Below are 24,577 nucleotides of genomic sequence, written 5' to 3' on the forward strand. Positions count from 1 at the left end.
ATTGATGATCTCTCCGGCGTCGCGGGACGCGTTGGAGGGATGGCTTGCGTCAAGCCGGGCGCTGAATGGGACTGCCGAGAACACATTGACCGCCTATCGCGGCGATGTCGTGGACTTCATTGCCTTCCTGACGGAATACCATGGCGAGGCGCAGGGGCTTGCACCCTTGGCGCGGATCACGGTGCCAGATATGCGGGCATGGATGGCGCACACGCGCAGCGGAGGGGCAAGCGCGCGGTCGCTGGCGCGGAAACTGTCTGCGGTTAAATCCTTTTACCGCTGGCTGTCCGAGCGCGAGGGGTTCGAACCCACCGCTGTTTTATCGACCCGAGCGCCCAAGTTTCAGAAGAAGCTGCCCCGACCTTTGAGCGAGGATGCAGCGCGCGAGATGATCGACACGGTGGGTCTGCAATCACAGAAAGATTGGGTCGGAGCCCGCGATATGGCTGTGGTGACCCTGCTTTATGGATGTGGGTTGCGGATTTCCGAAGCTTTGAGCCTGACCGGGCGTGACCTTCCCTTGGGCGAGGCGATGCGGATTGTCGGCAAGGGCGGCAAGGAACGGGTGGTTCCCGTACTGCCCGTCGCGCGGCAAGCGGTGGCGACCTATGTGAAGCTGTGCCCGTTCGAGATGGCACCGAATGCGCCGGTTTTCCGGGGCGCGCGGGGCGGCGTGTTGAATCCGAGGCTGGTGCAGAAGGTGACGGAACAGGCGCGGTTGCAATTGGGTCTGCCGGCGACGGCCACGCCACACGCAATGCGGCACAGCTTTGCAACACATCTGTTGTCGGCAGGTGGGGATTTGCGGGCAATTCAGGAATTGCTCGGCCATGCCTCGCTGTCGACCACTCAGGCCTATACCTCGGTTGATACGGTGCATTTGATGAAGGTGTACGAGGCAACGCATCCCAAGGCGAGCTGATTGTCTCGGGTACAATTTAGAGCGGGATTTTCGCGCGCGCCTGTGCAAGCTCGGCGATGTTTCGTCGGCCTTGCGAGTGAGTCCCATGCATCCGAACCCAAGTTTTCACAGCCACGAGCATGCCAAGGACATCGCGCTTGTCCGTGACAGGGGCTTTGGCACATTGATGGTGAATGGCGACCCGGTGCCGATGGTGGCGCATGTGCCGGTGCTTTTGTCCGAGGACGGGCGCAAGGTGCTGATCCATCTGGTGCGCTCAAACCCGATTGCGCGGGCGTTGAAAACGCCACTGCCCGCACGGATTGCGGTGACAGGACCGGATGCCTACATCTCGCCTGACTGGTACGGCGTCGCGGACCAAGTGCCGACGTGGAATTATGTGGCGGTGCAGATCACCGGTGTTCTGGAGCTTTTGCCACACGCGCAAATGCGAGAGGTTCTGGATACGCAAACGGCGCATTTCGAGACCCGGCTGGATGGCAAAGCGCCTTGGACGGCAGAAAAGATGACGCCAGAAGTGCTGGACAAAATGATGCGAATGATCGTGCCCTGCCGAATGAGTGTCGATGATATCGCGGCAACCTGGAAACTGGGTCAGAACAAGGATGATGCGGTGCGGCTGCGCGCGGCAGAGCAGGTGCCGGGCGGGATGGGCACGGAGCTTGAGGCACTGGCTGCGATGATGGCGGACCCGCCGGTTTTGTGACGCGCCACTTGGCATTTGTCCCGCAACAGGATTACGTGGGACATCACAGACATTGGGAGCAACCAGATGCAACTTCTTCGTTCAGGGCCATCACCGTTCGTGCGAAAGGTTCTCGTGACTCTGCACGAGACCGGACAATACGACGAAATCGAGCATGTGGATGTGGCCAGCACGCCGCTCGCCCCGGATTCCAAGCTGATCGCGGCGAACCCAGTGGGTAAGATTCCCGCGTTGATCCGGTCTGACGGACCCGCGATCTACGACAGCCGGGTGATCTGCCGATTTCTAGATGCGCGGGCCAATGCTGGGCTCTATCCGGAGCATCGCATCTGGGACACGCTCACACTCGAGGCAACGGCCGATGGTATTCTCGATGCGGCGGTCCTGATGGTTTACGAGACCCGGTTCCGCCCCGAGGAAAAGGTGATGATGGAGTGGGTCGAGGGGCAGTGGGGCAAGGTGTCCCGCGCTCTGGATGCGCTCAACACCCGCTGGATGAGCCATTTGAACGGACGCATGGATATGGGACACATCGCAGTGGCCTGTGCACTTGGATATCTGGATTTGCGACATGATGCGCGGTCCTGGCGGACTGGGCGTGATGGGCTGGCAGCATGGTTCGAGTCTTTCTCAAAGCGTGACAGCATGGTGGCCACCAAGCCCGAGGCGTGACACGCGACGGCACGTCATCACAGGATGCCTTGCACGTTGGCCTGCGCGGGTTTACCGACGCGCAACGCTTTGAAAGGATACTGCCGCCATGCGGATGACAGATACATTCATCAAGCCCATGCACCCGGAAGGGCGCAAGTTCGTCGCGATCTTTGCGGTGATCACTTTGGTTCTGTTCGCCGTCGAAGACGTGCTGGGGTGGATTGGCGTCGGGTTGACGGTCTGGTGCTACTACTTTTTCCGCGATCCCGAACGGGTCACGCCGGATGCGCAGGGGCTGGTGATCAGCCCTGCGGACGGGGTTGTGTCACTGATCGAACCAGCCGTGCCCCCGCGCGAACTGGGCCTGCCCGAAGAAGCATTGACGCGAGTCAGTGTGTTCATGTCGGTGTTCAACTGTCACGTGAACCGCGCACCTGTGGCGGGCAAGGTTGAAAAAATCGCCTACAAGCCCGGCAAGTTCCTGAACGCATCACTGGACAAGGCGAGCGAGGACAATGAGCGCAACTCTCTGGTGATCCGGATGGAGGATGACCGCATTCTGACAGTGACACAGATCGCCGGGCTGGTGGCGCGGCGCATCGTGAGCTTTACGCAGGAAGGTGCCGTTCTGGACCGGGGTGAACGGTTCGGGCTGATCCGGTTCGGGTCTCGTCTGGATATCTATCTGCCCGAAGGTGTGGAGCCGTCGGTCAAGATTGGTCAGACAATGATCGCGGGCGAAACAGTGATTGCGGACTTGTCAAAATGAGCACCGAGCAAAATGGCCAAAAACTGACGCTCGTTCAGCTTTTGCCGAACATGCTGACTGTCACGGCCATTTGTGCGGGGCTCACCGCGATCCGATTCGGGTTGCAGGGCAATTACGAACTGGCAGTGCAGTTGATCCTGCTCGCGGCAATCCTTGACGGTTTGGACGGGCGTCTGGCCCGTGCCCTTGGCAGTGACAGCAAGATGGGCGCCGAGCTCGATTCACTGGCGGATTTTTTGAATTTTGGGGTTGCGCCGGGCATGTTGCTGTATGTCTGGGCGCTTGAGGACACACGGCAATTGGGCTGGCTTGCGGTGCTGGTCTATGCGGTGTGTGCGGTGACGCGCCTTGCCCGCTTCAACGTGGCGCGCAAGGCCGAGAATGGATCTGCAGAGAACGCCTATTTCATCGGGATTCCGTCGCCTGCAGGGGCAATTCTTGTGATGCTGCCGATGTATGCGTCATTTGCCTTTGAAACGCCGCAGATCATTCCGGACGTGTTGCTGTCCATCTACATCGCAAGCATCGGTTTCTTGATGATCGGACGTTTCCCTGTCTGGTCGTTCAAGACCACGCGGATCAGCCAACGCAGAGTGAAGGTGTTTCTAGTCGGATTTGCCGCCATCGGTGCAGCGGTGGCAATTTATACTTGGGTCGCGCTGGTTGTGCTGAGCCTGATCTACATCAGTGCCGTCGTCTGGATGCTGCCATCCTCGCGGCGGGCATTGGCACAAACCAAGAGCGACGATGCGGCGCGCGATGACACCTAGGCCAGAGGGGACGTTTCATGTCCACCGAACCGCCCTGTCTGCATGTGATTTGTGGCAAGATCGCCGCCGGAAAGTCGACTTTGGCGGCGCAATTGGGGTCGGTCCCGAATACGGTGATCATCGCTGAGGATCACTGGCTGGCGGCCCTGTTCAAAGACCAAATGGCCACCGGACAGGACTACATGCGGTTTGCCTCCAAGCTGAAAACGGTCATGGGCCCGCATGTTGCGGCCATTTTGCGCAGTGGTGTCTCTGTCGTTCTGGACTATCCGGCCAATACGGTGGATTTCAGGCGCTGGATGCTTGATGTGGCCGCAGCCGGGTCCGCGCAGTGCATTATTCACGTGCTCGACGTACCGGACGAGGTCTGCCTTGCGCGGCTCAAAGCCCGGTATATCGAAGGCGCGCATGATTTCGCTGCCACTGAGACCCAGTTCCGCCAATTTACGAAGCACTACCAGCCGCCCTCAGCCGAGGAAGGCTTTGACGTGATCCGGGTGATGGGCCCGACTAGAACTTGAGCGTGAGACCGACGTTCAGAGCATTTGTCTTGATATCGGTTTCGAGCGATCCGCCTTCGGGAAGATCGACGGAATTGCTGGAATACGTGAACTGGTATTCGCCGAAGACCGCAAAACGATCGTTGATATCATAGCTCACACCCGCAGTCAGACGCGCGGCAGGACCCGTAAACTGAAACTCATAGGTTTCGAGCCCAGTCGTCGTGTCTACATCAACGTGCGGCACAGCGATGCCGACACCACCGCCGACATAGGGCGTCACAGTGCCCTGTGCCCAAAGACCGGGCCAGCGCTGGTAGGCGTTCACGGTCAGGATGTTGAGACCATCGGTAAATTCAAGGTCGGAAAAGCCGATTGCGGCTTTCTCGTTATCGGGGGCGTAAACCTTGGCATGCGTGAACTCGAGGCCGAAGCCGAGCTTTTCGTTTTTCCACCATGTCCCACGCACACCGTAGTAAGGCGGCATTTCGAAAGACCGACCTTCCCATCCAATCAGCGCATCGATATCGGCGCCTGTTCCGGGATAGTCGCCATAAAGACGGCTGTGCGGCGAAGTCTGCCAGCCAGAGTAAATGGACAGCTCCATTTCTGCCAGCGCCGGCGCGGCGAAGGCAGATGTGCTGACTGCTATGATACCTGACAGAATCGTTTTCTGCATGGTGGTTCGTCCATTTCGTATTTAACGCGTCACTACCACGCCATATCTGCAAGTGCAGTGCCATTTGCCGCGACACTTCGGCGCTTATTCTTAACCTAGGTGTTCTGGAGGTGGACGGCTAGGGGGTAGCCCGCTAAATAGCCCCTCGGAGCGCCGCCCGTTGGGTGGCCTAACCCGTATTGTGGCCAGTCGATCGGCCGTTAAATGGAGATAACCTCGTGTCCAACGCAGAACACCACGAAGGCACCCGGAGGGACTTCCTGTACTACGCAACAGCCGGCGCAGGCGCGGTTGCCACCGGTGCCGCGGTTTGGCCTCTGGTCAACCAGATGAACCCGTCGGCAGACGTTTTGGCACTGTCCTCGATTCGAGTGGACGTGTCTGGCGTAGCAGAAGGCTCTCAGATTACCGTAAAATGGCTCGGCAAGCCGGTCTTTATCCGCCGCCGGACGCCTGCCGAGATCGAAGATGCGCGCAGCGTCAACGTGTCCGATCTTCCGGACCAAGTCGCGCGCAACGCGAATATCGAAGAAGGCGCAGACGCGAGCGATGAAAACCGCGCGCTGGATGAAACCGGCGAATGGCTGGTTCAAATGGGCGTGTGTACACACCTCGGCTGTGTGCCTCTTGGCAACGCCGGTGACTATGTCGCTGAAAGTGGCGCGGGTGGATGGTTCTGCCCCTGCCACGGGTCGCACTACGATACGTCTGGCCGGATCCGCAAAGGGCCGGCGCCGGAGAACCTGCCGGTTCCTCCTGCCGAATTCGTCGATGAAACAACGATCCTGCTGGGATAAGGAGACTATTGAATGTCTGGAATTCCACACGACCATTATGAACCAAAGTCGGGCGGCGAAAAGTGGATTCACTCGCGCCTTCCGATTGTCGGCTTGATGTACGACACGATCATGATCCCCACTCCGAAAAACCTGAACTGGATGTGGATCTGGGGGATCGTTCTGACCTTCTGCCTTGCGCTGCAGATCATCACGGGCATCGTGCTTGCGATGCACTATACACCGCATGTTGATCTGGCCTTCGGCTCGATCGAGCACATCATGCGCAACGTGAACGGTGGCGCGATGCTGCGCTATCTGCACATGAACGGCGCATCGCTGTTCTTTGTTGCCGTGTACATGCACATTTTCCGCGGCCTTTACTATGGCTCCTACAAAGCCCCGCGTGAGATCACGTGGATCATCGGCATGTTGATCTACCTGCTGATGATGGGAACCGCGTTCATGGGTTACGTGCTGCCTTGGGGGCAGATGTCCTTCTGGGGTGCGACCGTGATCACCGGCCTTTTTGGTGCGATCCCGTTCATCGGTGAGTCGATCCAGACATGGCTGCTGGGCGGACCGGCTGTGGACAACGCCACACTGAACCGCTTCTTCTCGCTGCACTATCTGCTGCCGTTCGTGATTGCCGGTCTTGTGATCGTGCACATCTGGGCTTTCCACACCACGGGCAACAACAACCCGACCGGTGTCGAAGTGCGCCGCACATCGAAAGCAGATGCCGAGAAAGACACCCTGCCCTTCTGGCCGTACTTCGTGATCAAAGACCTGTTCGCTCTGGCGGTGATCCTCGCAGTGTTCTTCGCCGTGGTTGGCTTTATGCCGAACTACCTTGGCCACCCGGACAACTACATCGAAGCCAACCCGCTGGCGACACCTGCGCACATCGTTCCGGAATGGTACTTCCTGCCGTTCTACGCGATCTTGCGTGCCTTCGACGGCGACGTATGGGTTGTGATCGCGGCCAGCTTCCTGACCGGCGGCATCATCGACGCCAAGTTCTTTGGCGTGCTGGCGATGTTTGGTGCGATTGTCGTTATGGCACTGGCCCCGTGGCTCGACACATCGTCAGTCCGCTCTGGCCGGTACCGCCCGATGTTCAAGATGTGGTTCTGGGTCTTTGTGGTGAACTTCGTGGTTCTCACATGGGTCGGTGCGATGCCCGCTGAAGGCATCTATCCCTATATCGCCCTGATCGGGTCCACCTACTGGTTCGCCTATTTCCTCGTGATCCTGCCGCTGCTTGGCGTGCTTGAAAAGCCGCTGCCGCAGCCGGACACCATCGAGGACGACTTCAAGGCGCACTATGGCAAGTCCTCGACCAAAGAGGGCGCACCTGCTGCGACCCCGGCCGAGTAAGAAAGGACGAGCGAACAATGCTTAAGAAACTTGCCCTCGCGGCCACATTGGCCCTGGCCCCTGTCTCCGGCGCGTTTGCCGCCGGAGCGTCCGGAGAAGTCACGAACTACGACTTCTCGTTCGAAGGTGCTTTTGGCACTTTTGATCAGGCGCAATTGCAGCGCGGTCTTCAGGTCTACACTCAGGTCTGTTCCGCGTGCCACGGCATGCAGTATGTGCCGCTGCGCACCCTGTCGGCAGAAGATGGACCCGGCATGCCCGAAGATCAGGTCCGCGCCTATGCAGAGCAGTTCTTCGAAGTTTATGACGACGAACTGGAAGACTTCCGCCCGGCACGCCCGACAGACCACTTCCCGGCCAACACAGCGGCGGGTGCTCCTGACCTGAGCATGATGGCCAAGGCACGTGCTGGCTTCCATGGCCCTTACGGACTGGGAATCAACCAGTTCTTCAAAGGCATGGGTGGCCCGGAATACATTGCGTCCCTTCTGACCGGTTACACCGGTGAGGAGAAAGAGGAAGCGGGCGTCATTCTCTACGAGAACAAGGCGTTCCCGGGTGGTTGGATCTCTATGGGCCCACCGCTTTATGGCGATGACGTAGAGTATTCCGATGGGACCGAAGCGACCATCGAACAACAGTCGCAAGATGTCGCGGCTTTCCTGATGTGGGCAGCCGAGCCCAAGTTGATGGCCCGCAAGCAGGCTGGCTTTGTCGGTGTGGTGTTCCTGACAATTTTGTCGGTTCTGCTTTACCTCACCAACAAGCGCCTCTGGGCGCCGGTCAAGGCCCGCGCGAAGGATTAATCCTTCAGGTTTGAAACATGAAAAGCCCCGCCGATTTGGCGGGGCTTTTTCGTTTGCGGGATAGCCAGTTGCAACAGGCTTGGAAAACGCGATTTAGAAATAACGTTCACCGCACCTTCAAAGGCGCTTCACCCAGAACCGAGATAGGCGCGCAACCCCGGCGGAGGGTTGTCCAGCAACGTCATTGTATCCTGCGGCGGGCTGACTTGTCCGGCCTCCACCACGATGGTCTGCGAGGCGAACCGTCGCGCGTCCTGCGGATCGTGCGACACAAGCAGGACGGTCAAGCCTTCCGCGTCAGCAACCTCTGTCACCAAATCCAGCATTTCAACCTTAAGAGCCGGTCCCAGCGCTGCAAAGGGCTCATCCAAGAGCAGAACAGGCCGCCCCTGCAGAAGCACGCGCGCCAAGGCAGCACGGCTTTGCTGACCACCGGACATCTGAGACAAACGACGCTCTGCAAACCCCTCGAGCCCGACCCGCGCGAGACTGGCATTGATCTGGTCGGTATCCCCTGGCCGCAACCGACCCGAACCGGGGTTAAGCGACAGAGCAAGGTTCTGCCTAATGGTCAGGTGCGGAAAGAGGTTCGTGTCCTGAAACAGAATGCCAATTGGGCGCGCTCCCGGTGCTTTTGCCGTGATGTTCTGCCCAGCCCACAGCACCGAACCCGATGCGGGACTCAAGAACCCTGCGATCACATCAAGTAGGGTGGACTTGCCAGAGCCAGATGCCCCAATGATCGCCACGCGCTGTCCCGCCTCTACCGACAAGGTCGCGGATAGATCGAATGTCCCGGACCGGGCTTTGATATTGTCAAGTTGCAGAGCCAACACGCCCTCCCCGATCGAACATCCAGAAAAGCCCAAGGCTCAGGATTAGCAGTAACAACGCGCCGCCTGCCGCCTGCTCCATCCGGTACGCGCCCATCAGTTGATACACTTTCAAAGGCAGGGTCGCCCGGTCCGGATCTGCGAACAAGGCGATGACACCCAGGTCCCCCATCGACAAAGCCGCCGTCAGGCCTGCCGCAAAGCCCAAGGGGCGCTTCAAACGCGGCAGAAACACCCACCGCAGCCACGCCCAGCCAGACAGACCCAATGCCGCGCGCAAACGGGCGTAGTCGGCACGGATCGCTTCAGCTTCAGGCCGCAGGATGCGTAGAACGAAAGGCAGGCTGACAAAGGCATTGACCGTCGCTGTCACATAAAGCGCCAACTCAAACGGGTTGGCAAAGGGGCGCACAATCAAGAAGAGGCCAATGCCCAGCACTAAGGGCGACACCGCGATCCCAGCAAGGCCCAGCCATTCGCCCCAGCGTGTCGCCAAGGGTAGTGCCCAGAGCAGGCAAAGCGCGGTTGAACCAAGCGCCACCAGAACCGAATGCCCCGCCGCTTGCCAGACAGAGGCGCCCAAATTCGTGATCCCGGCAAGGCCGTTAAGAGTGACCATCAGCAGCGGCATCAGCAGGAAAAGGGCTGCGAGTCCGATCCAGACCATATCCGTACAGATTGCGCGACGATCCGTACGGTCCCAGCGCGGCACCTGCCGATCCAAACCCTTGGCTGCGACAGGCAACGAGGTGACCTGCAGCGCAATCAACCCCGCGATCAGTGCTAATGCCAATTGCACCAAGCCCAGAACCGCCGCGCGCGCCGAATCGAAATCAAACCGCATAGATTGGTAGATCGCCAGTTCCAGCGTCGTCGCCCGAGGCCCGCCTCCCAACGTCAAGGCGACGGCAAAAGAGGACAGGCAGATCACGAAGATTACGGCAAAGGCGCCAGGAACGATCCGTCGCAACATTGGCAATTCAATAGCGCGCCATATCGCACAGCGTCCCATACCCAGCGTGGCGGCCAAGCGGAACTGCTCTGTCGGAATGGCGAGCCATCCCTGCAAAATCAATCGTGTCGCCAGTGGCAGGTTAAAGAACACATGCGCCAGCAGCACGCCATGCAAGCCGTAGATCTGAACCTCCGGCGCCCCAAAGGACGCTAAGAGACGATTGATCAGCCCGGACCGTCCGAACACCGCCAGTAGCCCAAGCACTGCCACGATCAAAGGCAAGATAAACGGCGCGCCCAGAAGCGCCACCAACAGGCCGCGCCCAATAAACTGCCGCCGCGCCAGCGCGCGCGCCAAAGGGATGGCGAACATCACACTCAGCCCCGCCGACAGCGTGGCCTGCAGCAGCGTAAACCAAAGCGCCTGCCAGTCCGCAGGGCGGAACCCATTGAACGCTTCTGCTCGCAGGATCACAGCCGTGACCGGGCCGATCGCCAGACCGGCCACGGTCAGAGCCGCGATTATTGAGAAAGCGCGCGACGCCATTCCTCAACCGTTTCATCGCGCAATGCTGCGGCTTCGTCTTCGGAATAAAACAGCACCTTTTCCGGTAGGCTCAATTCCTTGAAGCCTTCAGGCCATTGGTGTGAATCAAGCTTGGCCGGAAAGGACCAGTTGCCGGTAGCAATCATGGTCTGGAACGCTTCCGAAAGCTGGAATGCAAGGAACTGATCCGCAAGCTCCGGGACATCCGTGCCCGCGACCTTGGCCGAGAGTTCCACCATGAAGTAATGCCCTTCTGGGAAAATCGCCGCCTTCTTGGTGCGGTCTTCTTCAGCGATGATGTGATAGGCGGGGGAGGTCGTATAGCTGAGCACCATGTCGGCCTCACCATCGGTGAACAGGCCATAGCTTTCCGACCAACCCTTGGTGACTGTCAGTATCTTCGGCGCGAGCTGTTCCCACGCCTGTTCCGCCTGATCGCCGTAAATTGCCTTGACCCAAAGCACCAAGGCCAGACCCGAGATCGACGAGCGTGGATCTTGAATGACAATCTTCAGATCATCAGGCGCATTCAACAGTGCATCAAAGCTGTCGGGAACGTTCGAAATCCGTTCTTCATTATAGATGAACGCGGTGTGCCCGTAATTGAACGGCAGGAACACGTCGTCGGTCCACGCAACCGGCAGAGTCAGCGATGACGTATCCTGCCCATGTGGCGCAAACAATCCGCTTTCGCGGGCACGTTTGGTGACATCGGTGTTCAGGCCAAACACGATGTCCGCGTCGGTCTGTGCACCTTCCAGCAATATACGCGGCAAAAGATCGCCCGGTTTGAATTGCAAATCACAGGCGCATTGCGCTTCGAACATCTCTTCGATCTTGGGGCCAGGGCCCCATTCCGAGACGATATAATCGCCCGCGTAGACGGTAAGAACGGGTTTATCCTGTGCAAAGACCATCGAGGTCGACGCAAGAAGTCCCGCTGCAAATGAAAGGGCCTGTTTCATGGCTCACTCCTATTTTGCGGCGAGAGGGCAAAGCAGGAGCGTGTCCAGACCTTCCCTCCGCCAGTGTTAACTGGTTCAGGTTCAACGGGTTCGCATGACGCATCTCAGCCAGCTTTCTGGCACCCCGAGGTGTCGTTAGAGGTAAAGCTCTCAGCAGCTGTCTTCAAGCCGAAAACTCTGCTGCTTCATCTTGCCAGATAAACTCCGGGGGTTCGGGGGCTGGCCCCCGACCTGTCGGATAGGCGCAGCCCATTCGAAACACCTTGAGACCAGACCCGCCCTGCCCTAGGACACAGTCCAAGCCAAGGAGACTGCCATGAGCCTGAACACATTTGGACATCTCTTCCGTGTCACCACATGGGGCGAAAGCCACGGACCAGCGCTTGGGGCGACGGTGGATGGCTGTCCTCCGGGCGTGCCGATCGACGCGAGCATGATCCAGCACTGGCTAGACCGGCGCAAACCCGGCCAGAACAAATACACCACGCAGCGCCGCGAGGCGGACGAGGTCAAGATCCTGTCGGGTGTCTTCGAAGGTCAGACCACAGGCACGCCGGTACAGTTGATGATCGAAAACACCGACCAGCGGTCGAAAGACTATTCCGACATCATGGAGAAATTCCGCCCCGGCCACGCAGATATCACCTATTGGCAGAAATACGGCATTCGCGACTATCGCGGGGGCGGGCGGTCTTCGGCGCGGGAAACGGCGGCACGGGTGGCGGCGGGTGGACTTGCGCGTGAGGCGATCAAGGCGAAGCTGCCGGACGTGCAGATCACCGGTTACATGACCCAGATGGGGCCACATCAGATCGACAGGGACCGGTTCGACTGGGACGAGATCGAAAACAACCCGTTCTGGGTGCCGGATGCCAAGGCGGCGGCCGATTGGGCCGACTACCTCGACGGGCTGCGCAAGTCTGGCGAAAGCGTTGGCGCGATTATTGAAGTGGTGGCGCGCGGCGTACCTGCGGGGCTTGGCGCGCCGATCTATGGCAAGCTGGACACGGATCTTGCCGCTGCGATGATGAGCATCAATGCAGTCAAGGGTGTTGAGATTGGCGAAGGCATGTCCTCGGCCATGCTTACCGGGACTTTGAACGCCGACGAAATATTCATGGGTCCGAATGGTCCGGAATACAGTTCAAACCACGCAGGCGGTATATTGGGGGGCATCTCGACGGGTCAGGACATCGTTGTGCGCTTTGCGGTCAAGCCGACCTCATCCATCCTGTCAACGCGCAAGACCATCACCAAGTCCGGCGAAGAGACCGAGATTATCACCAAGGGTCGGCACGACCCCTGTGTCGGCATTCGCGCCGTGCCGGTGGGTGAGGCGATGATGGCCTGTGTGGTTCTCGACCACCTCCTGTTGCATCGTGGTCAGGTGGGCGAGAACCGTGGCAAGATCGGCTGATCAGGTCACGAGGTGGCCGCTGCCAAAGCCGTGTCCATCAGCGCCTTGATGTCAGCAGTACCGGTCTGGGCCACGATCCGGCCCAGTTCCAGCTCGCCTTTCAACACCACAAGCGTCGACCGGCGCGGAATCTTGAGAGATTGCGCCAGTTCCGATGTGCCGTAAGTGTCCCAGTCGATGTCGATGAAGGTCACACCCTGTGTATAGGCCGGGTTATCGGCCTTCAGCTCTTGGATCGTGCGCGCTTGCGAGCGGCATGTCGAACACCAGCTGGCGGTAAAGTCGAGAAACAGCGTTTCGCCTTTGGCGAGCCGTTCCTGCACCAATCCGGGTGTGTAGGACAGGGCTTCGGCCTGAGCTGCGAATGGCACGGCCAAAGATGCGGCGGTCAGGGTCAGAAAAGTACGACGATCCATGTATCAGGTCTCCTTTGAGGTCAATAACGAACGGACAAGTCGACCAGCCATGTCGGCATGTTGTCGAGCAGCCAGATATCAATCACGTGGTGCCATTGCAAAAGCAGTCCCGCGCCCACCACGAGAAACGCCATACCAAGCACGGGCCGGCTCGCCAGCGCGATCTGGCGCAGGCGCGTCGAGTGACGACCCATCGCACCGCGCGCGCCATAGGCAAGCGCCAGCATGAAGCTTGATACGCCCAGCGCGAAGGAGCTCATGATGAGGGTCACATGGCCCAGACTTTGCCCTTGGCTTGCCAATGCGATGGCTCCGCCCAACGTCGGGCCGATACATGGGCTCCAGACTGCTCCCAGCAGCGCGCCCCCGGCAAATTGTCCCCGCAGGCTTTGGCCATCAAGGTCGTTCATCCCAGCATCGGCGCGGGCAGAGAGCCCGGATGTAGCCGCGACCACGACAGCAGTTCCTTTGGGGACCAAAAGCACCAATCCGAATGCAACCATCAGCCAAGCGCCGATTCGGGCCAGCGTATCGACGGTCAGGCCGATCAGGTGACCAAACGCCGTGACCCCAACCCCCAGCACCACGAAGGATAGGCTCATGCCCGCAGCAAGCGCCATCGGTCCACGCCGATCCGCCTGAACGGCCGTTGCCAGCACGATAGGCAGCACGGGTATCACACAGGGATTTATCAGGGTCAGAAGACCCGCAAGATATGCAAACACCAATTCCATGACATAAGGCGTACGCCGCAAGCCTGCTGTCTGTCACTGAAACTCGTGGTGACGCGTTTTCACTTCGCCGTTGAATTTGTTTCAGTTCTGCCGGTCTGTCGCGAAATCTGCACAGCCAGAATACCCAACGTAATGATGATCACACCAAGGATGTCCATTGCCCCAAGGCCTTCGGACAGGACCAGCGCGGCAATCGCCACACCCAGAAATGGGTTGAGGAAGTGAAAGGTGGCCGCTTTGACCGCACCGATGCGGTTGACAAGCCAGAACCAGACCAGTGTAGCCGCAAGCCCCGGCACCAGAGTGGTGTAGATGAACGCCAAAACAAGTTTGGCGGACAGTGTCACTTCGACTGTTTCCAGCAGCAGACCTGCTGGCCAGAGGACAGCGCTGCCAATCAGCATTTGCAGACCCACGACCATCATGAAGTTGCCGCCCGAACTGGCGTTGCGCAGCGCAAGTGTGGCCACAGTCAAGGACAAGACACCGATCAGGCAGAGGCCAATGCCATACAGGTCGGCCCCGGCACCAAGCCGCGCGCCCATGATAATGACCACCCCGCAGAACCCGGCAATGAGTCCGATCACACCAATGAGAGACATCCGCTGTCCGGCAAACAGCCACCCCGCCACACCGACCAAGAGCGGCATGGAGGATGCAATAATCGCAGCCAAAGACGCTTCAATGCGTTGCATGGCCACAAAATTCAGCCCGAGATAGAGTGCGTTCTGGCATATTCCAAAGATGATCGTCGCACGCCATTGTGTCCGGGTGAGCCGCCAGCTTTGGCCCATCCAAAGGGCAATCAGCACCGCCAAGGCGCCGGAAATGGCAAACCTGAGAGCAAGTGCCATAAGCGGCGGCGCGTCGGCCACGATGATCCGTGCCGAGGTAAAGGCCGACGACCACATGACTGCAAAAGCCAGTCCCATCAGGATTGCGCGTATGTCCACTTGGGCCTCCGGTCTGGGATGAAATGCGACAACCAGCAGAGGGGCCACACGTTGCGCCCATCTACACATCGCGGGCCGGGAACTGCAATGACTGCCACGTCGATTGACCCTACGGGCAATAGAAACAGAGCGCGTCGTCGGGCGGCGATGTTCCGGCGTGGCACGAGCGCTGAAGGTGGCAACCTGCGGCATCCTTGCCATGCCGAAGGCCGCTTGCGTTTGGACAGGCTTGCAGCGCTACAAGTCTAGTGCAACTTTCGCAGGCAACATAACACAGCGGAATGAGTGCGACATGACCAGAGCCAAGGCTTTCCTCGCGGCCCCCCTGATCCTCCTGAGCCTTGCGGCTTGTGAACCGGTGCCCACGTCCGGAGGCGCAGGTATTGTCACCGTGCCAGAGTCCGTTTCGTCAATTGCGGCCCCGTTTCAAGACCTGACGACAGCCCGCGTTAGGGCAGAAGATGGGTGTTATTGGTACACCCATCGTGGCCCGGTCGAGACAACTGAGTTGCCCTTGCGCACCAGCAGCGGCAACCCGATCTGTGTTCGTCCACAAAGCTGAGCGCAAAGTGGATCAGAGCGCTCCACCGTCGGTCGGATAAAGATATGCGGTCACTCCGGTATCGACCTGATCATACAAAGTGTTGATGTGCGGCATGACCATGCGCACGCATCCGGAACTGGCGCGTGTGCCAATGGAGCGTGGTGCAGGAGTGCCGTGGATCCGCAGATATGTGTCGCGGTTGCCGACATAGAGATAGAGCGCCCGCGACCCCAATGCGTTTTCCGGGCCGGGAGGCATCCCCTCTTCCCAGCGGGCGTATTTCTCGGGCTCGCGCTTGATCATCGCAGGAGTCGGCGTCCAACCTGGCCATTTGGCCTTGCGACGGATCGTATAAACGCCCGGCTCGTACAAACCATCACGACCGATGGCGACGCCATAGCGCATCGCAGTGCCGTCGTCCTGAATGTGGTAAAGATAGCGGGCTACCGCATCGACATGAACATCGCCGGGCTTGAGCCCTTCATTGGCTCGGACTTGCTGCGGCAGGTATCGCGGGTGGAGCCCCCACGGATTGCTTGTTCCAAGATCGAAATTCGTGGGCGTCACTTGTGAATCCCATGCGTCCCATTCGCTTGGCGCGGCAAGGGCAGGGCCAGCAAGCGCTGGTGTGGCCAGTGCGCCAAGGGTGGCAATCATCTGTCGTCTGGTGAACATAGGCAGCCTTTCAATCTTAACGAGTCCAAAGCAGAGCGGACCTCACTCTGTGTAATTATGCGATGCTGTTAGGGAAACCGTCAATTTGGCCATGGGTTCAAACGTAAATTCCCTGCCTCACAAATATGTGTGCCAGAGGCAGAATGTGTCGCCACAGACAGCATCGCATGAGGGCGCGGTCCACGAGGGTTCCGAACACGATAAAATCCAAACAATTTCAGGATGGTAAGGAAATCCTTACCCTAGGTCACATTTGAACGTGCCACTCCCCATTTGGGAGATGTGGCAAAACCCGAGACTTCCTAACCCAACAGCATAACTCATGTGTTGGGGGGAAAAGTGACAGAGGTTTACCAGTATTTTCTATCCGTTGGACCGCTCCAATTGATCGGTGTCGCGGGCTTCCTTGTCTATATTGTTGCATTCGGTCTGGTGCAAATCGGGCGCTTGGATGGCAACGGAGCACATTATTCGTTTTACAATGTTCTCGCGGCATCCCTTGTCGCGACCAGCCTGATTGCAGAGTTCAACCTCGCATCCGCACTGATCCAATGCAGCTGGATTTTGATCGGACTGATCGGTATCTCGCGGCACGTTTTGACCAAGCGGTCCAAGCCGTCATCTTCCGTTGCTCCTTTGGCCGCGAGGGACATGACATGATGCCTCTTTCGGATATCGCTTCTTATTTCCTGACGCTGGTTGCCATCACACTTGCACCGGGTCCTGTAGCTTTGATGTTGATAGTCAGATCGGCCAGCAAAGACATATGGGGGGCCACCGGCTTTGGCATCGGGTTCGCCTTGGGCGGTTTGGTGATCATTACCGCTGTATGCTTCGGGCTTGGCGCATGGTTGACCGCAGTTCCAGAGATCTTCGAGTACGGGAAATATGCGATGATGGCGTACATCCTCTGGCTTGCCTACGGGATTTGGAAAGGTGGGTTCGACCTTACGGGTGACTGCCAACTCAAAACCTGATCTCTTCCAGCAGCACTTGGGGCCGGTGTGATGACATGTTTCATTTCCCCCTACATGATGATCCTCTTTCCGTTGGTCCTGCCGGAGTTGATGGACATAACAACGATCCAGCTTCCAGATTTTCTCATTGTTGCTGTGATCACGTTCACAGCATTGTTCGGCGGGTCTGCAATGATCATCGCATTCGCTGCACAGATCAGCCGCATCGCAAGATCGCAGCGGTCCATGATGGTGCTGAATAGAGGATTGGCAGGCATGCTGACCATTGGCGGCGGATGGATGGCGTTCACGTGAATCAGGGGATTGCGTGACGAGACAAGATTTTGAGATTCCCCGGCCGTGATACCTCTTCCGGTTACGGCCGAGGAAATGCGGTGTGTCTGCATCAGGCTAGTTGCAGGCCCGCAGTCACACCGCATCAGGTTCTTCCAAGACGACTGCCGCTAGGTTTTGCAAGCGGCCGCAAAAGACCTCTAGTAGTTCGGACGATTGTGTTGTCCCCAAAAAGTGTGTGATGAGTGACCGAAACAGAGCAAAACCTGTCAGGAGATGACCGCGAAGTCATCGTAGATCGAATTTACGAAATCGCTTTGGAGCCGTCATCGCTCGAAGACTTCGTGGACTTTTGGTACGACACAGAAACCGAGCGCGACCTTTCCGACTTCAATACGGTCTACAAGCCTCATCTGGATAGAGCGCAATCCTTTCTCCATTGGGGCGAAGCTGCACGACCGGATCTAAGTGCTTATTTGCACCCATACGACAACCTTGCGGCTTTCGTGGTGTCGAAAGCATGTGTCATCGAAGCGTCGAATTCGGGCGCGCAATCTGCCTTTGGCATCCAGGTTGGCGACGCACTTGATCGCATCCCCTTTCCCGACAGCATTCGCGCTGATTTGGTCCGCGCGGTGCAGGAAATTCTAAACAAACCAGCGACAACCGAACGAATCCTGAGAGCCGATTTGCAAACCAAAGGCGGTGCTCTTCTGTTTCGCATTGTTCATGTTGCGGAGACTGTTGGAAACGGGCCTGTCGTGCTTGTTGTGTCGACCCATTTTCATTGGCGCGACAAGATCGGTGCGCTTCTTGGCAGCCAGTTTCAGTTGACCAATGCCGAACAAAACGTGGTTCGACTGCTGGTCGAAGGCCATGAGACCACCGCGATTGCGGAGAACCGAAAGACCAGTGAAGGCACAGTACGCGGGCAGATCAAGGCGATCCTGAGCAAGATGAACCTACGTTCGCAGAAGGACATCATTCGCTTGGTGATGTCGCTTGGGGATTTCCCGAAAAGCGTTCTTGCTGACGAAAGCGGTGTCCTTGCTGCCCCGTCCCTTTCCAAGAACTGGCTTGAAAGCGAAGTGTGGAAACCGTTCAAAACGATGACTTTGCCAGATGGTCGAACCTCAAGTTACCACGATATGGGGCCTTTGAAAGGCGATCCGATCCTGTTTTCGCATATGGGGTCATGCATGGTGCGGTGGCCACGGTCGATGATCCGCATGGCCTTTGAACACAACCTGCGTGTGATCTGTCCCATTCGGGCGGGTTATGGACAGAGCAGCAAAGCCGAGCGCAAATCCGACGTGTTCGATGTTGTTCGCAGTGACTGTGTGTCTGTTTTGGAAAGCCTTGGGATCATGCGGCTGCCCTATGCTGTGCAGGGAAGCGACTTTCCCTTCGCCGCAGACATGATCGCCCATCGGCCCGGTGTCATCACTGAATTGATCGGCATCGGCGGACGGCCATGTTTGCCAGGGGGACAGAGCATCGACGGTCTGGGGCTTTGGCAGAAGTTCTTTGTATCCGCTGCACAAAAATCACCGCATCTTGTGGATTTTGCTTCGAGCGCCGTGATGGCAATGAGCAAACGGATTGGGCCTGAGGCAATGCTGCGGAAGCTGTGCAAGGATTCCCCCGCTGATCTTGCGCTTCTCGAAACAGACGAGTTTAAGCAGGTTCTGGTTGCGAATATCGAATTGATGGCCGGGAAATCCGCCAATTCCGCGCGCGCCTTTGCGCGGGAATATTCTGCATTCCAACAGGATTGGAGCGACCGCGTTCCTGCGACAGCACACATCCCAGTGCGCGTTTTCCTCGCCGAGGAAGACCCGACTGTCGATCTTGCCGCCCTGCCGATGTTGAAAGCGGCGTATCCCTGGATGCAGATCGATGTTTTGGCGAACGCTGGGCTTGCCTTGGTGTTTCAACACCCAGAAACCTTGATCCCGATCATGGCCGAGGCGGCGAGACGGGCCGCCTTGGGCGCTCCGATCAGCCGTCCGTAGAGCCGGTGAGTGTCACGCTGACACCGCCAATCCCCTCGATCACAACCTCGACCTCCATCCCTGCCTTTACAGGGCGCGCGCCCAGCGATGTGCCGCAGGCGATCAGGTCACTGGGATTGAGCGTCATGTCCTGCGACAACAGGCTGACGATCTGCGCAGGCGGCAGGATCATGTCCGCGGCGGGATAGGATTGCCGTTCGCGGCCATTGACCAGAACAGTGACGGTCACCTCCTGCCATGCCAGATCGGTTTCGATCACCGGACCGACGACGCCGAACCCATCAAAGCTCTTGGAGCGGGTCCATTGCGGGAAGGACGGGTCGGCGAAAAGAATGTCGAGAGACGTCAGATCGTTGATGCAGGTGTAGCCGAAGATGGCCTGTTCCGCCTCCTCAACCGATGCGTTCTTGCAGGTTTGCCCGATGACAATGCCCAATTCGCCTTCGAAGATCACCCGACCCGCAGAGTCAGGCAATTCGACCGAAGCGCCCGGGCCGGACAATGACGTGTCGGCCTTGAAGAAGTACAGCGGGTGCGAGGGATGTTCGTTTCCGTTCTTTTCCGCAGCAGCCTTGAAGTTGTTCCAGAGGCCGATGAATTTGCCCGGCACCACCGGCGGCAACAACGTCACGTCGGCAACCGCGACCGCGTCACCCGCCATTTCGTCGGAGCCGAGGCTGGCGCGGGGGTGGAACATGTCATCCGCGATTACGCCTGTCATTATGCTGCCGTCGGCACCTGTCGCTCTGGCCCATTTCATACTCTGTCCTCCCTCAGTTGGTCGTGTGGGTCGGCGTCCGACCACAGGTTTTGGTGGTTATAGGTCGCCAGGTCCGCGACGCCACGGAAATCGTCAGCCTCCGAGGCCCGCGACACGGGCCGAAACCGAAAAAACCCCGCCGAAAACCGGCGGGGCAAGGTGTAGTGCCGCGGGATCATGACCGCAGGCACCGGCGGTGTTCTGTATGGGTCAGTTCATCTCGGCGCGGATCTGCTGGCGCAGAACATCGATGGGAACGGTCTTGCCATCGCGTTTGAAGCACCAGTAGGTCCAGCCATTGCAGCTGGGCGCACCTTCAAGATGCGCTCCGACCTGATGGATCGAGCCCTTGATGTCATTGCCGATCAGCGTGCCATCGGCACGGACCTTGGCCTTGTGACGACCATTCATGCTCAGAAGTTCTTCGCCGGGGCGCAGCATGCCGCGCTCGACCAGCTGGCCAAACGGCACGCGCGGTTCGGCGCGCTTGCTGGTTGTCGTTTCAAGCGCAGCCTTGTCCAGACGGCGTACTGCCGTGATCCGCTGTTCCGCGACTTCGCGATACTTGGCTTCGCGTTCTATGCCGATACAGTCGCGGCCCAGCATCTTGGCCACGGCACCGGTGGTGCCGGTTCCGAAGAACGGATCGAGCACCACGTCACCCGGCTTGGTCGATCCAACCAGAACACGGTGCAGCAAAGCTTGCGGTTTTTGCGTCGGATGTGCCTTGTCGCCTGCGGCATCCTTGAGCCGCTCGCCCCCATTGCAAATCGGCAGCACCCAGTCGGACCGCATCTGGATGCCCTCGTTGAGCGATTTGAGCGCCTCATAGTTGAAGGTGTATTTCGCGCCTTCCGATTTCGACGCCCAGATCATGGTCTCGTGCGCGTTGGTAAAGCGCTTGCCCCGGAAATTCGGCATCGGGTTCGATTTGCGCCAGACAACATCGTTGAGGATCCAATAGCCCTCGTCCTGCAGTGCGGACCCGACACGGAAAATATTGTGATACGAGCCGATGACCCAGATCGCCCCATCAGGCTTGAGCAACCGGCGTGCAGCCTTCAGCCAGCCGCGGGTGAAGTCATCATATGCCTTGAAGCTGGAGAACTGGTCCCACTCATCATCAACGGCGTCGACGCGGGAGTTGTCGGGGCGATGCAGATCGCCCTTCAGCTGCAGATTATAGGGCGGGTCAGCAAAGATAAGATCCACGGATGCGGCGGGCAATCCGTTCATGATCTCAATGCAGTCACCCGCAAGAATCGTGTTGATCGGCAGCGCATCCGCGCTGTTCGGTTTGGTCATCTTTGTCATTCTCTGCCTATCGTCCCGGCGCTGATTTTGCGCTCTGTGATTGATACAAAAGATGAGTCAAAGGCGATTCGCGGTCAATTTCTTTTTTGAATCAAGTGGTTATGAATTTATCTTGTCACAACATATTGTGGACGGGCTTGAACGAACGTCTATGGTGTGGGGTTACACCAAGATTTCGAAGGGCTTCTTTGTGACACTTCGTAGGGTATCCCTGATTTCGCTCCCAGCCATAGCCGGGGTACTGTTGCGCCAAATCCCACATGATCGCATCGCGCCTTGTTTTGGCCACAATTGACGCCGCTGCGATGCTTAAAGATAGGCTGTCGCCCTTTACAACAGCGGTCGCCGACAAGGTTAAATCGCGCGGCACAAGATTTCCGTCGATCAACACGTGGTCCGGGGCAACATCCAATTCGGCAATGGCGCGGTTCATCGCGAGATGGCTTGCCCGCAGGATATTGAACTCGTCGATCTCAGCAACACTTGCCAGACCAACTCCAACATCTGCGCACGTTAGGATCATTTCCAAGAGTGCTGATCGTTTCTTCGCCGTGAGTACTTTCGAGTCGTTAAGACCTTCAGGGACACCGGCCAGATCAAGCACAACCGCTGCTGCGACCACCGGCCCCGCCAACGGACCCCGCCCCGCCTCATCCACCCCGGCAATCCGGTAAGCGCCAGATAGGCGTAAACGGTCTTCGAAATCAAAGCTTGGTCCCATGCAGCCACCTTCATCATATGACGATTAAAGACAACCCGAAGCGACGACCTCGGCACCGCTGTTCACGTCGTTTTCGCTTCGATGTTTGTTTTTACGATTTAGGTCGAAAACCCACTGGACACGCCCCAAACCGTCACATAGAACGCCGCCACCCGAACGATGATCGTTCACCCGTGCCCGGGTAGCTCAGGGGTAGAGCAGTGGATTGAAAATCCTCGTGTCGGTGGTTCGATTCCGCCCCCGGGCACCAATAAAACAAACGAATTCAATGTCTTGAACTGTGCTCGGGTGACTTCCCGTTTGCTTACCACGCTGCTGGGTGCTGATTGGGTGTCTGCGACACAATGGGGGATGTCCATAAGCTGTCACTGCGGAATGGCGCTCGGATGTGGTTATGAGAAGGCATCAGGCAAGACCAAGCTAAGGGCAAACGTTCCCTGCTCCTTAGTTCAGGACCGGAAGGCGCCAGTCTGAATATTGAGAGTTCTATTTTCTTTGGTGTACTCAGGTCCAACGATGTAGTCCTCGCGCTCCAGTTCGGGATTGAGCGTCGAGGTCGTTAAAATGATCTGGTGTGGTTGGCTTTCTTCATCCATGAGAACCGCAATGACCTTTTGGAAGTTTCGAACTCGGTCGCCGACCATACCCTTGTCTTCCACGTTGTCGAGCAAGAGCATTCTCGGATATCTCATTTGCTGATCCTGTAGTGACGACAGGAGCAAGCCTATGAAAAGGCTATTTTTTACTACAACCATACCACTCGCGCTTGTCGTGATGTTTGGATCACCGTTGATCGCAAACCAGTCGTCCTCGAAGCTGAAGTCAAAATTTTCGAGCTCTTCAAAATCATTGTGTTCTTCGAGGTCCATCTCCAGAACGCGCTTTGTCTGTTCAGAAATTCGGGTCTTCACCTGCCGCCGGCGCTTGTCTCGAGCCAGCTCCAGTGCCTCAATTTCGTTTCTTAGCTTTTCTACCGCGTTAGATGCGGCCTCTTTTGCTTCTTTGACCTCGTTGATCTGTTGCCTGAGGTCAGACAGCTTGCTCAACGTAACCACGCCATTGATACCGCAGCTTACGCGGCTTGACTGTTCTTCACGGATGCGATCGGCGCCCAGTTCCAAGGCAGCAATTCATCAAGCCGGTTGATCTTGTGATCGTGGATGCGGTCGAGGATGTCAGCAAGATAGGCCAGCGGGTCAAGACCGTTCAGCTTGGCCGTTTCAATGACCGTCATCGCGCGCGCGAGGGTTTCCGCGCCGGTATCTGCGCCCGCGAAGAGCCAGTTTTTACGTCCTATTCGGCATTGTTGCAAAAGTCTGACGACGAAGGATTCACTTCGCGAATCCATGGCGTTAGACGCGGTGCATGAGCAAGCCATCTCCCGCCCGCTATCGCACGACGAACTGGTCCAGCTACAACGCGTCACTCAGGAAGCGGGGGTCTCTGCTCATCTGGGTCGACAAGGACATGACCTGGCGCGCGCCGCGTGACAGTCGACCCGGACGTCCGGCGGTGTTTTCCGATGCGGCCATACAGTTCTGCTTATCGATCAAAGTCCTGTTCAAGTTGCCGTTGCGCCAGACCGCCGGAATGGTGGCCAGCCTGCTGCGACTGGCCGGCCTGGACTGGCCCGTGCCGGACTTTTCCACGCTGTGCCGCAGGCAAAAGACCTTGGCCGTCCAGGTCCCGTATCGCCGTGCGGACGGCCCGCTGAACCTGCTGGTCGACAGCACCGGGATCAAGTTCCTCGGCGATGGCGAATGGCAGGCCCGCAAGCACGGGGTGCAAGGCCGACGCCAATGGCGCAAAGTCCATCTGGCCATGGACACCACCACCTCGGACATCCGGGCAGTCGAGTTCACCCCCAGCCGCGACGGCGACAGCCCCGTGCTGCCCGACCTGCTCGGCCAGATCCCGGCAGGTGAGCAGATAGGCACGGTCACCGCCGACGGCGCCTACGACACACGCCGCTGCCACAAGGCCATCATCGAACGCGACGCCGTTCCGATCATCCCGATCCGAAAGAACGGACGTCTCTGGAAAGAAGACTGCCCGGCTGCACGCGCCCGCAACGACACCCTGCGCGCGACGCGATACTACGGGCGGGCGTTCTGGAAACGCTGGACCGGATACCACGCCCGCAACCGGATCGAGGCGAAGATGCGCTGCCTGAAATCCTTCGGCGAGCGTATCATGGCAAGAGACCCCGACCGACAGACCGCCGAAATCCACATCCGCATCGCCCTCATGAACCGCTTCAACGCCCTCGGCACCGCCGAGATCGTCCGCGTGGCATAACGTCAGCGGGGTAAGGGGACGTCACGCCTCAGGCCGGGGTAATGCAACAACGCCCAAGCCCGGCGAAAACATCAACTGATCCAAAGCCCAGACTTGGACCTGACGGTCCAAGGCGGCCAGTCACCCGCCAGCTACATGGAGAGCGCGGCTGACTGGCCGCCGCTCATCACCCGCGTCCCGCGTAAACCCAAAGTGGCCCAGTTTTGCGCCGCCCCGTGG

Annotated in this window: 28 protein-coding genes, 1 tRNA gene, 1 pseudogene and 1 riboswitch; of the genes and pseudogenes, 17 read left to right on the forward strand and 13 right to left on the reverse strand. The window is 58.4% G+C overall.

Going from position 1 to position 24,577, the window contains the following annotated elements:
* The first annotated feature begins 4 nt into the window (after positions 1 to 4).
* From ACK3EW_RS16715 to ACK3EW_RS16740, 6 genes are all read left to right on the forward strand, one after another.
* Positions 5 to 922: a tyrosine recombinase XerC gene (locus ACK3EW_RS16715; protein ID WP_493809751.1), complete on the forward strand. Its 918-nt coding sequence runs from the start codon at positions 5 to 7 to the stop codon at positions 920 to 922.
* An 85-nt stretch (positions 923 to 1,007) separates the two neighbouring features.
* A complete protein-coding gene (locus ACK3EW_RS16720) occupies positions 1,008 to 1,628 on the forward strand; it encodes an FMN-binding negative transcriptional regulator (RefSeq protein ID WP_493807053.1) in 621 nt (206 codons plus the stop codon).
* A 66-nt stretch (positions 1,629 to 1,694) separates the two neighbouring features.
* Positions 1,695 to 2,300, forward strand: coding sequence for a glutathione S-transferase (locus ACK3EW_RS16725; RefSeq protein WP_085633294.1), 606 nt, complete (start codon positions 1,695 to 1,697; stop codon positions 2,298 to 2,300).
* A gap of 88 nt (positions 2,301 to 2,388) precedes the next feature.
* Positions 2,389 to 3,051: a phosphatidylserine decarboxylase gene (locus ACK3EW_RS16730; RefSeq protein ID WP_439118934.1), complete on the forward strand. Its 663-nt coding sequence runs from the start codon at positions 2,389 to 2,391 to the stop codon at positions 3,049 to 3,051.
* Positions 3,048 to 3,821 (forward strand): CDP-diacylglycerol--serine O-phosphatidyltransferase, encoded by a 774-nt coding sequence (gene pssA, locus ACK3EW_RS16735; RefSeq protein ID WP_493807054.1) that lies wholly within the window; start codon positions 3,048 to 3,050, stop codon positions 3,819 to 3,821. Before ACK3EW_RS16730 ends, pssA begins: the two co-directional genes overlap by 4 nt.
* 17 nt (positions 3,822 to 3,838) lie before the next feature.
* Positions 3,839 to 4,342: a P-loop nucleotide/nucleoside kinase family protein gene (locus ACK3EW_RS16740; protein ID WP_493807055.1), complete on the forward strand. Its 504-nt coding sequence runs from the start codon at positions 3,839 to 3,841 to the stop codon at positions 4,340 to 4,342.
* Here ACK3EW_RS16740 and ACK3EW_RS16745 read toward each other — a convergent pair.
* Positions 4,332 to 5,000, reverse strand: coding sequence for an outer membrane beta-barrel protein (locus ACK3EW_RS16745; protein WP_085633301.1), 669 nt, complete (start codon positions 4,998 to 5,000; stop codon positions 4,332 to 4,334). The two genes, ACK3EW_RS16740 and ACK3EW_RS16745, sit on opposite strands and share 11 nt — an antisense overlap.
* Positions 5,001 to 5,218: 218 nt before the next feature.
* Here ACK3EW_RS16745 and petA point away from each other — a divergent pair, with 218 nt between their 5' ends.
* From petA to ACK3EW_RS16760, 3 genes are read left to right on the forward strand one after another with little or no spacing between them, the layout of a single operon-like run.
* Positions 5,219 to 5,797 carry a ubiquinol-cytochrome c reductase iron-sulfur subunit gene (petA, locus tag ACK3EW_RS16750; RefSeq protein ID WP_493807056.1) on the forward strand — a complete coding sequence of 193 codons (579 nt, stop codon included), beginning with the start codon at positions 5,219 to 5,221 and terminating at the stop codon, positions 5,795 to 5,797.
* Between the two features lie 12 nt (positions 5,798 to 5,809).
* A complete protein-coding gene (gene petB, locus ACK3EW_RS16755; protein ID WP_439118930.1) occupies positions 5,810 to 7,156 on the forward strand; it encodes a cytochrome b in 1,347 nt (448 codons plus the stop codon).
* Positions 7,157 to 7,173: 17 nt separating this feature from the next.
* A complete protein-coding gene (locus ACK3EW_RS16760; protein WP_493807057.1) occupies positions 7,174 to 7,962 on the forward strand; it encodes a cytochrome c1 in 789 nt (262 codons plus the stop codon).
* A 128-nt stretch (positions 7,963 to 8,090) separates the two neighbouring features.
* On the opposite strand, the gene ACK3EW_RS16765 is transcribed toward ACK3EW_RS16760, so the two are convergent.
* From ACK3EW_RS16765 to ACK3EW_RS16775, 3 genes are read right to left on the reverse strand one after another with little or no spacing between them, the layout of a single operon-like run.
* Positions 8,091 to 8,795: a thiamine ABC transporter ATP-binding protein gene (locus tag ACK3EW_RS16765; RefSeq protein ID WP_493807058.1), complete on the reverse strand. Its 705-nt coding sequence runs from the start codon at positions 8,793 to 8,795 to the stop codon at positions 8,091 to 8,093.
* Positions 8,779 to 10,296 (reverse strand): thiamine/thiamine pyrophosphate ABC transporter permease ThiP, encoded by a 1,518-nt coding sequence (locus ACK3EW_RS16770; protein ID WP_493807059.1) that lies wholly within the window; start codon positions 10,294 to 10,296, stop codon positions 8,779 to 8,781. The genes ACK3EW_RS16765 and ACK3EW_RS16770 overlap by 17 nt, the downstream gene beginning before the upstream one ends.
* A complete protein-coding gene (locus ACK3EW_RS16775; RefSeq protein WP_493807060.1) occupies positions 10,272 to 11,261 on the reverse strand; it encodes a thiamine ABC transporter substrate-binding protein in 990 nt (329 codons plus the stop codon). Before ACK3EW_RS16775 ends, ACK3EW_RS16770 begins: the two co-directional genes overlap by 25 nt.
* Before the next feature lie 35 nt (positions 11,262 to 11,296).
* Positions 11,297 to 11,398: riboswitch (TPP riboswitch) on the reverse strand.
* Positions 11,399 to 11,577: 179 nt separating this feature from the next.
* On the opposite strand from ACK3EW_RS16775, the gene aroC reads away from it, so the two are divergent.
* Entirely contained in the window at positions 11,578 to 12,678 is a 1,101-nt protein-coding gene (gene aroC / locus ACK3EW_RS16780) for a chorismate synthase (protein WP_493807061.1), read from the forward strand.
* A gap of 5 nt (positions 12,679 to 12,683) precedes the next feature.
* Here aroC and ACK3EW_RS16785 read toward each other — a convergent pair whose 3' ends face one another.
* Genes ACK3EW_RS16785 through ACK3EW_RS16795 form a run of 3 tightly spaced genes read right to left on the reverse strand, consistent with a single transcriptional unit; the run spans position 12,684 to position 14,781 of the window.
* A complete protein-coding gene (locus ACK3EW_RS16785; RefSeq protein WP_493807062.1) occupies positions 12,684 to 13,094 on the reverse strand; it encodes a thioredoxin family protein in 411 nt (136 codons plus the stop codon).
* Positions 13,095 to 13,114: 20 nt separating this feature from the next.
* On the reverse strand, positions 13,115 to 13,849 hold the full coding sequence (locus ACK3EW_RS16790; RefSeq protein WP_493807063.1) for a cytochrome c biogenesis CcdA family protein: 735 nt from the start codon (positions 13,847 to 13,849) through the stop codon (positions 13,115 to 13,117).
* A 38-nt stretch (positions 13,850 to 13,887) separates the two neighbouring features.
* Positions 13,888 to 14,781 carry a DMT family transporter gene (locus ACK3EW_RS16795; protein ID WP_493807064.1) on the reverse strand — a complete coding sequence of 298 codons (894 nt, stop codon included), beginning with the start codon at positions 14,779 to 14,781 and terminating at the stop codon, positions 13,888 to 13,890.
* A gap of 292 nt (positions 14,782 to 15,073) precedes the next feature.
* Here ACK3EW_RS16795 and ACK3EW_RS16800 point away from each other — a divergent pair, with 292 nt between their 5' ends.
* Positions 15,074 to 15,343 carry a hypothetical protein gene (locus tag ACK3EW_RS16800; RefSeq protein ID WP_138488055.1) on the forward strand — a complete coding sequence of 90 codons (270 nt, stop codon included), beginning with the start codon at positions 15,074 to 15,076 and terminating at the stop codon, positions 15,341 to 15,343.
* A 12-nt stretch (positions 15,344 to 15,355) separates the two neighbouring features.
* Here the strand turns inward: ACK3EW_RS16800 and ACK3EW_RS16805 are convergent, their stop codons facing one another.
* Positions 15,356 to 16,000, reverse strand: a complete 645-nt coding sequence (locus tag ACK3EW_RS16805) for a L,D-transpeptidase (protein ID WP_493807065.1) — start codon at positions 15,998 to 16,000, stop codon at positions 15,356 to 15,358.
* A 339-nt stretch (positions 16,001 to 16,339) separates the two neighbouring features.
* On the opposite strand from ACK3EW_RS16805, the gene ACK3EW_RS16810 reads away from it, so the two are divergent.
* The 4 genes from ACK3EW_RS16810 to ACK3EW_RS16825 all read left to right on the forward strand — a co-directional run bounded on the left by ACK3EW_RS16810 (position 16,340) and on the right by ACK3EW_RS16825 (position 19,265).
* Positions 16,340 to 16,660: a CBU_0592 family membrane protein gene (locus ACK3EW_RS16810; protein WP_493807066.1), complete on the forward strand. Its 321-nt coding sequence runs from the start codon at positions 16,340 to 16,342 to the stop codon at positions 16,658 to 16,660.
* Positions 16,657 to 16,977, forward strand: a complete 321-nt coding sequence (locus ACK3EW_RS16815) for a LysE family translocator (RefSeq protein WP_493807067.1) — start codon at positions 16,657 to 16,659, stop codon at positions 16,975 to 16,977. The genes ACK3EW_RS16810 and ACK3EW_RS16815 overlap by 4 nt, the downstream gene beginning before the upstream one ends.
* A 30-nt stretch (positions 16,978 to 17,007) precedes the next feature.
* Entirely contained in the window at positions 17,008 to 17,271 is a 264-nt protein-coding gene (locus ACK3EW_RS16820; RefSeq protein ID WP_493807068.1) for a hypothetical protein, read from the forward strand.
* A gap of 224 nt (positions 17,272 to 17,495) precedes the next feature.
* Positions 17,496 to 19,265 carry a bifunctional helix-turn-helix transcriptional regulator/alpha/beta hydrolase gene (locus ACK3EW_RS16825; RefSeq protein ID WP_493807069.1) on the forward strand — a complete coding sequence of 590 codons (1,770 nt, stop codon included), beginning with the start codon at positions 17,496 to 17,498 and terminating at the stop codon, positions 19,263 to 19,265.
* On the opposite strand, the gene ACK3EW_RS16830 is transcribed toward ACK3EW_RS16825, so the two are convergent.
* The 3 genes from ACK3EW_RS16830 to rnhB form a co-directional block, all read right to left on the reverse strand.
* A complete protein-coding gene (locus ACK3EW_RS16830; protein WP_493807070.1) occupies positions 19,252 to 20,025 on the reverse strand; it encodes a fumarylacetoacetate hydrolase family protein in 774 nt (257 codons plus the stop codon). The genes ACK3EW_RS16825 and ACK3EW_RS16830 overlap by 14 nt on opposite strands.
* Positions 20,026 to 20,235: 210 nt before the next feature.
* Positions 20,236 to 21,339, reverse strand: coding sequence for a site-specific DNA-methyltransferase (locus ACK3EW_RS16835; RefSeq protein WP_493807071.1), 1,104 nt, complete (start codon positions 21,337 to 21,339; stop codon positions 20,236 to 20,238).
* A 115-nt stretch (positions 21,340 to 21,454) separates the two neighbouring features.
* Positions 21,455 to 22,060 (reverse strand): ribonuclease HII, encoded by a 606-nt coding sequence (gene rnhB, locus ACK3EW_RS16840; protein ID WP_493807072.1) that lies wholly within the window; start codon positions 22,058 to 22,060, stop codon positions 21,455 to 21,457.
* A 175-nt stretch (positions 22,061 to 22,235) separates the two neighbouring features.
* Here rnhB and ACK3EW_RS16845 point away from each other — a divergent pair.
* A tRNA-Phe gene (locus ACK3EW_RS16845) sits at positions 22,236 to 22,310 on the forward strand.
* A 199-nt stretch (positions 22,311 to 22,509) separates the two neighbouring features.
* Here ACK3EW_RS16845 and ACK3EW_RS16850 read toward each other — a convergent pair.
* Both ACK3EW_RS16850 and ACK3EW_RS16855 read right to left on the reverse strand, forming a co-directional pair.
* The gene (locus tag ACK3EW_RS16850) at positions 22,510 to 23,181 is read right to left on the reverse strand and encodes a hypothetical protein (protein WP_493807073.1); all 672 of its coding nucleotides are present in this window, start codon (positions 23,179 to 23,181) and stop codon (positions 22,510 to 22,512) included.
* A pseudogene (locus ACK3EW_RS16855) lies at positions 23,133 to 23,354 on the reverse strand (transposase domain-containing protein); the annotation flags it as partial. The gene ACK3EW_RS16850 and the pseudogene ACK3EW_RS16855, both read right to left, overlap by 49 nt.
* Positions 23,355 to 23,425: 71 nt before the next feature.
* On the opposite strand from ACK3EW_RS16855, the gene ACK3EW_RS16860 reads away from it, so the two are divergent.
* Positions 23,426 to 24,358 (forward strand): IS5 family transposase, encoded by a 933-nt coding sequence (locus ACK3EW_RS16860; RefSeq protein WP_493806415.1) that lies wholly within the window; start codon positions 23,426 to 23,428, stop codon positions 24,356 to 24,358.
* Positions 24,359 to 24,577: the final 219 nt, after the last annotated feature.

The sequence above is a fragment of the Marivita sp. NO-S04 genome (assembly GCF_059070475.1).

Coding starts and splice junctions, on each gene's coding strand:
- ACK3EW_RS16715 (WP_493809751.1), top strand. CDS start 5: ATGATCTCTCCGGCGTCGCGGGACGCGTTGGAGGGATGGCTTGCGTCA.
- ACK3EW_RS16720 (WP_493807053.1), top strand. CDS start 1,008: ATGCATCCGAACCCAAGTTTTCACAGCCACGAGCATGCCAAGGACATC.
- ACK3EW_RS16725 (WP_085633294.1), top strand. CDS start 1,695: ATGCAACTTCTTCGTTCAGGGCCATCACCGTTCGTGCGAAAGGTTCTC.
- ACK3EW_RS16730 (WP_439118934.1), top strand. CDS start 2,389: ATGCGGATGACAGATACATTCATCAAGCCCATGCACCCGGAAGGGCGC.
- pssA (WP_493807054.1), top strand. CDS start 3,048: ATGAGCACCGAGCAAAATGGCCAAAAACTGACGCTCGTTCAGCTTTTG.
- ACK3EW_RS16740 (WP_493807055.1), top strand. CDS start 3,839: ATGTCCACCGAACCGCCCTGTCTGCATGTGATTTGTGGCAAGATCGCC.
- ACK3EW_RS16745 (WP_085633301.1), bottom strand. CDS start 5,000: ATGCAGAAAACGATTCTGTCAGGTATCATAGCAGTCAGCACATCTGCC.
- petB (WP_439118930.1), top strand. CDS start 5,810: ATGTCTGGAATTCCACACGACCATTATGAACCAAAGTCGGGCGGCGAA.
- ACK3EW_RS16760 (WP_493807057.1), top strand. CDS start 7,174: ATGCTTAAGAAACTTGCCCTCGCGGCCACATTGGCCCTGGCCCCTGTC.
- ACK3EW_RS16770 (WP_493807059.1), bottom strand. CDS start 10,296: ATGGCGTCGCGCGCTTTCTCAATAATCGCGGCTCTGACCGTGGCCGGT.
- ACK3EW_RS16775 (WP_493807060.1), bottom strand. CDS start 11,261: ATGAAACAGGCCCTTTCATTTGCAGCGGGACTTCTTGCGTCGACCTCG.
- aroC (WP_493807061.1), top strand. CDS start 11,578: ATGAGCCTGAACACATTTGGACATCTCTTCCGTGTCACCACATGGGGC.
- ACK3EW_RS16785 (WP_493807062.1), bottom strand. CDS start 13,094: ATGGATCGTCGTACTTTTCTGACCCTGACCGCCGCATCTTTGGCCGTG.
- ACK3EW_RS16800 (WP_138488055.1), top strand. CDS start 15,074: ATGACCAGAGCCAAGGCTTTCCTCGCGGCCCCCCTGATCCTCCTGAGC.
- ACK3EW_RS16805 (WP_493807065.1), bottom strand. CDS start 16,000: ATGTTCACCAGACGACAGATGATTGCCACCCTTGGCGCACTGGCCACA.
- ACK3EW_RS16815 (WP_493807067.1), top strand. CDS start 16,657: ATGATGCCTCTTTCGGATATCGCTTCTTATTTCCTGACGCTGGTTGCC.
- ACK3EW_RS16820 (WP_493807068.1), top strand. CDS start 17,008: ATGACATGTTTCATTTCCCCCTACATGATGATCCTCTTTCCGTTGGTC.
- ACK3EW_RS16830 (WP_493807070.1), bottom strand. CDS start 20,025: ATGAAATGGGCCAGAGCGACAGGTGCCGACGGCAGCATAATGACAGGC.
- ACK3EW_RS16835 (WP_493807071.1), bottom strand. CDS start 21,339: ATGACAAAGATGACCAAACCGAACAGCGCGGATGCGCTGCCGATCAAC.
- rnhB (WP_493807072.1), bottom strand. CDS start 22,060: ATGGGACCAAGCTTTGATTTCGAAGACCGTTTACGCCTATCTGGCGCT.
- ACK3EW_RS16860 (WP_493806415.1), top strand. CDS start 23,426: ATGAGCAAGCCATCTCCCGCCCGCTATCGCACGACGAACTGGTCCAGC.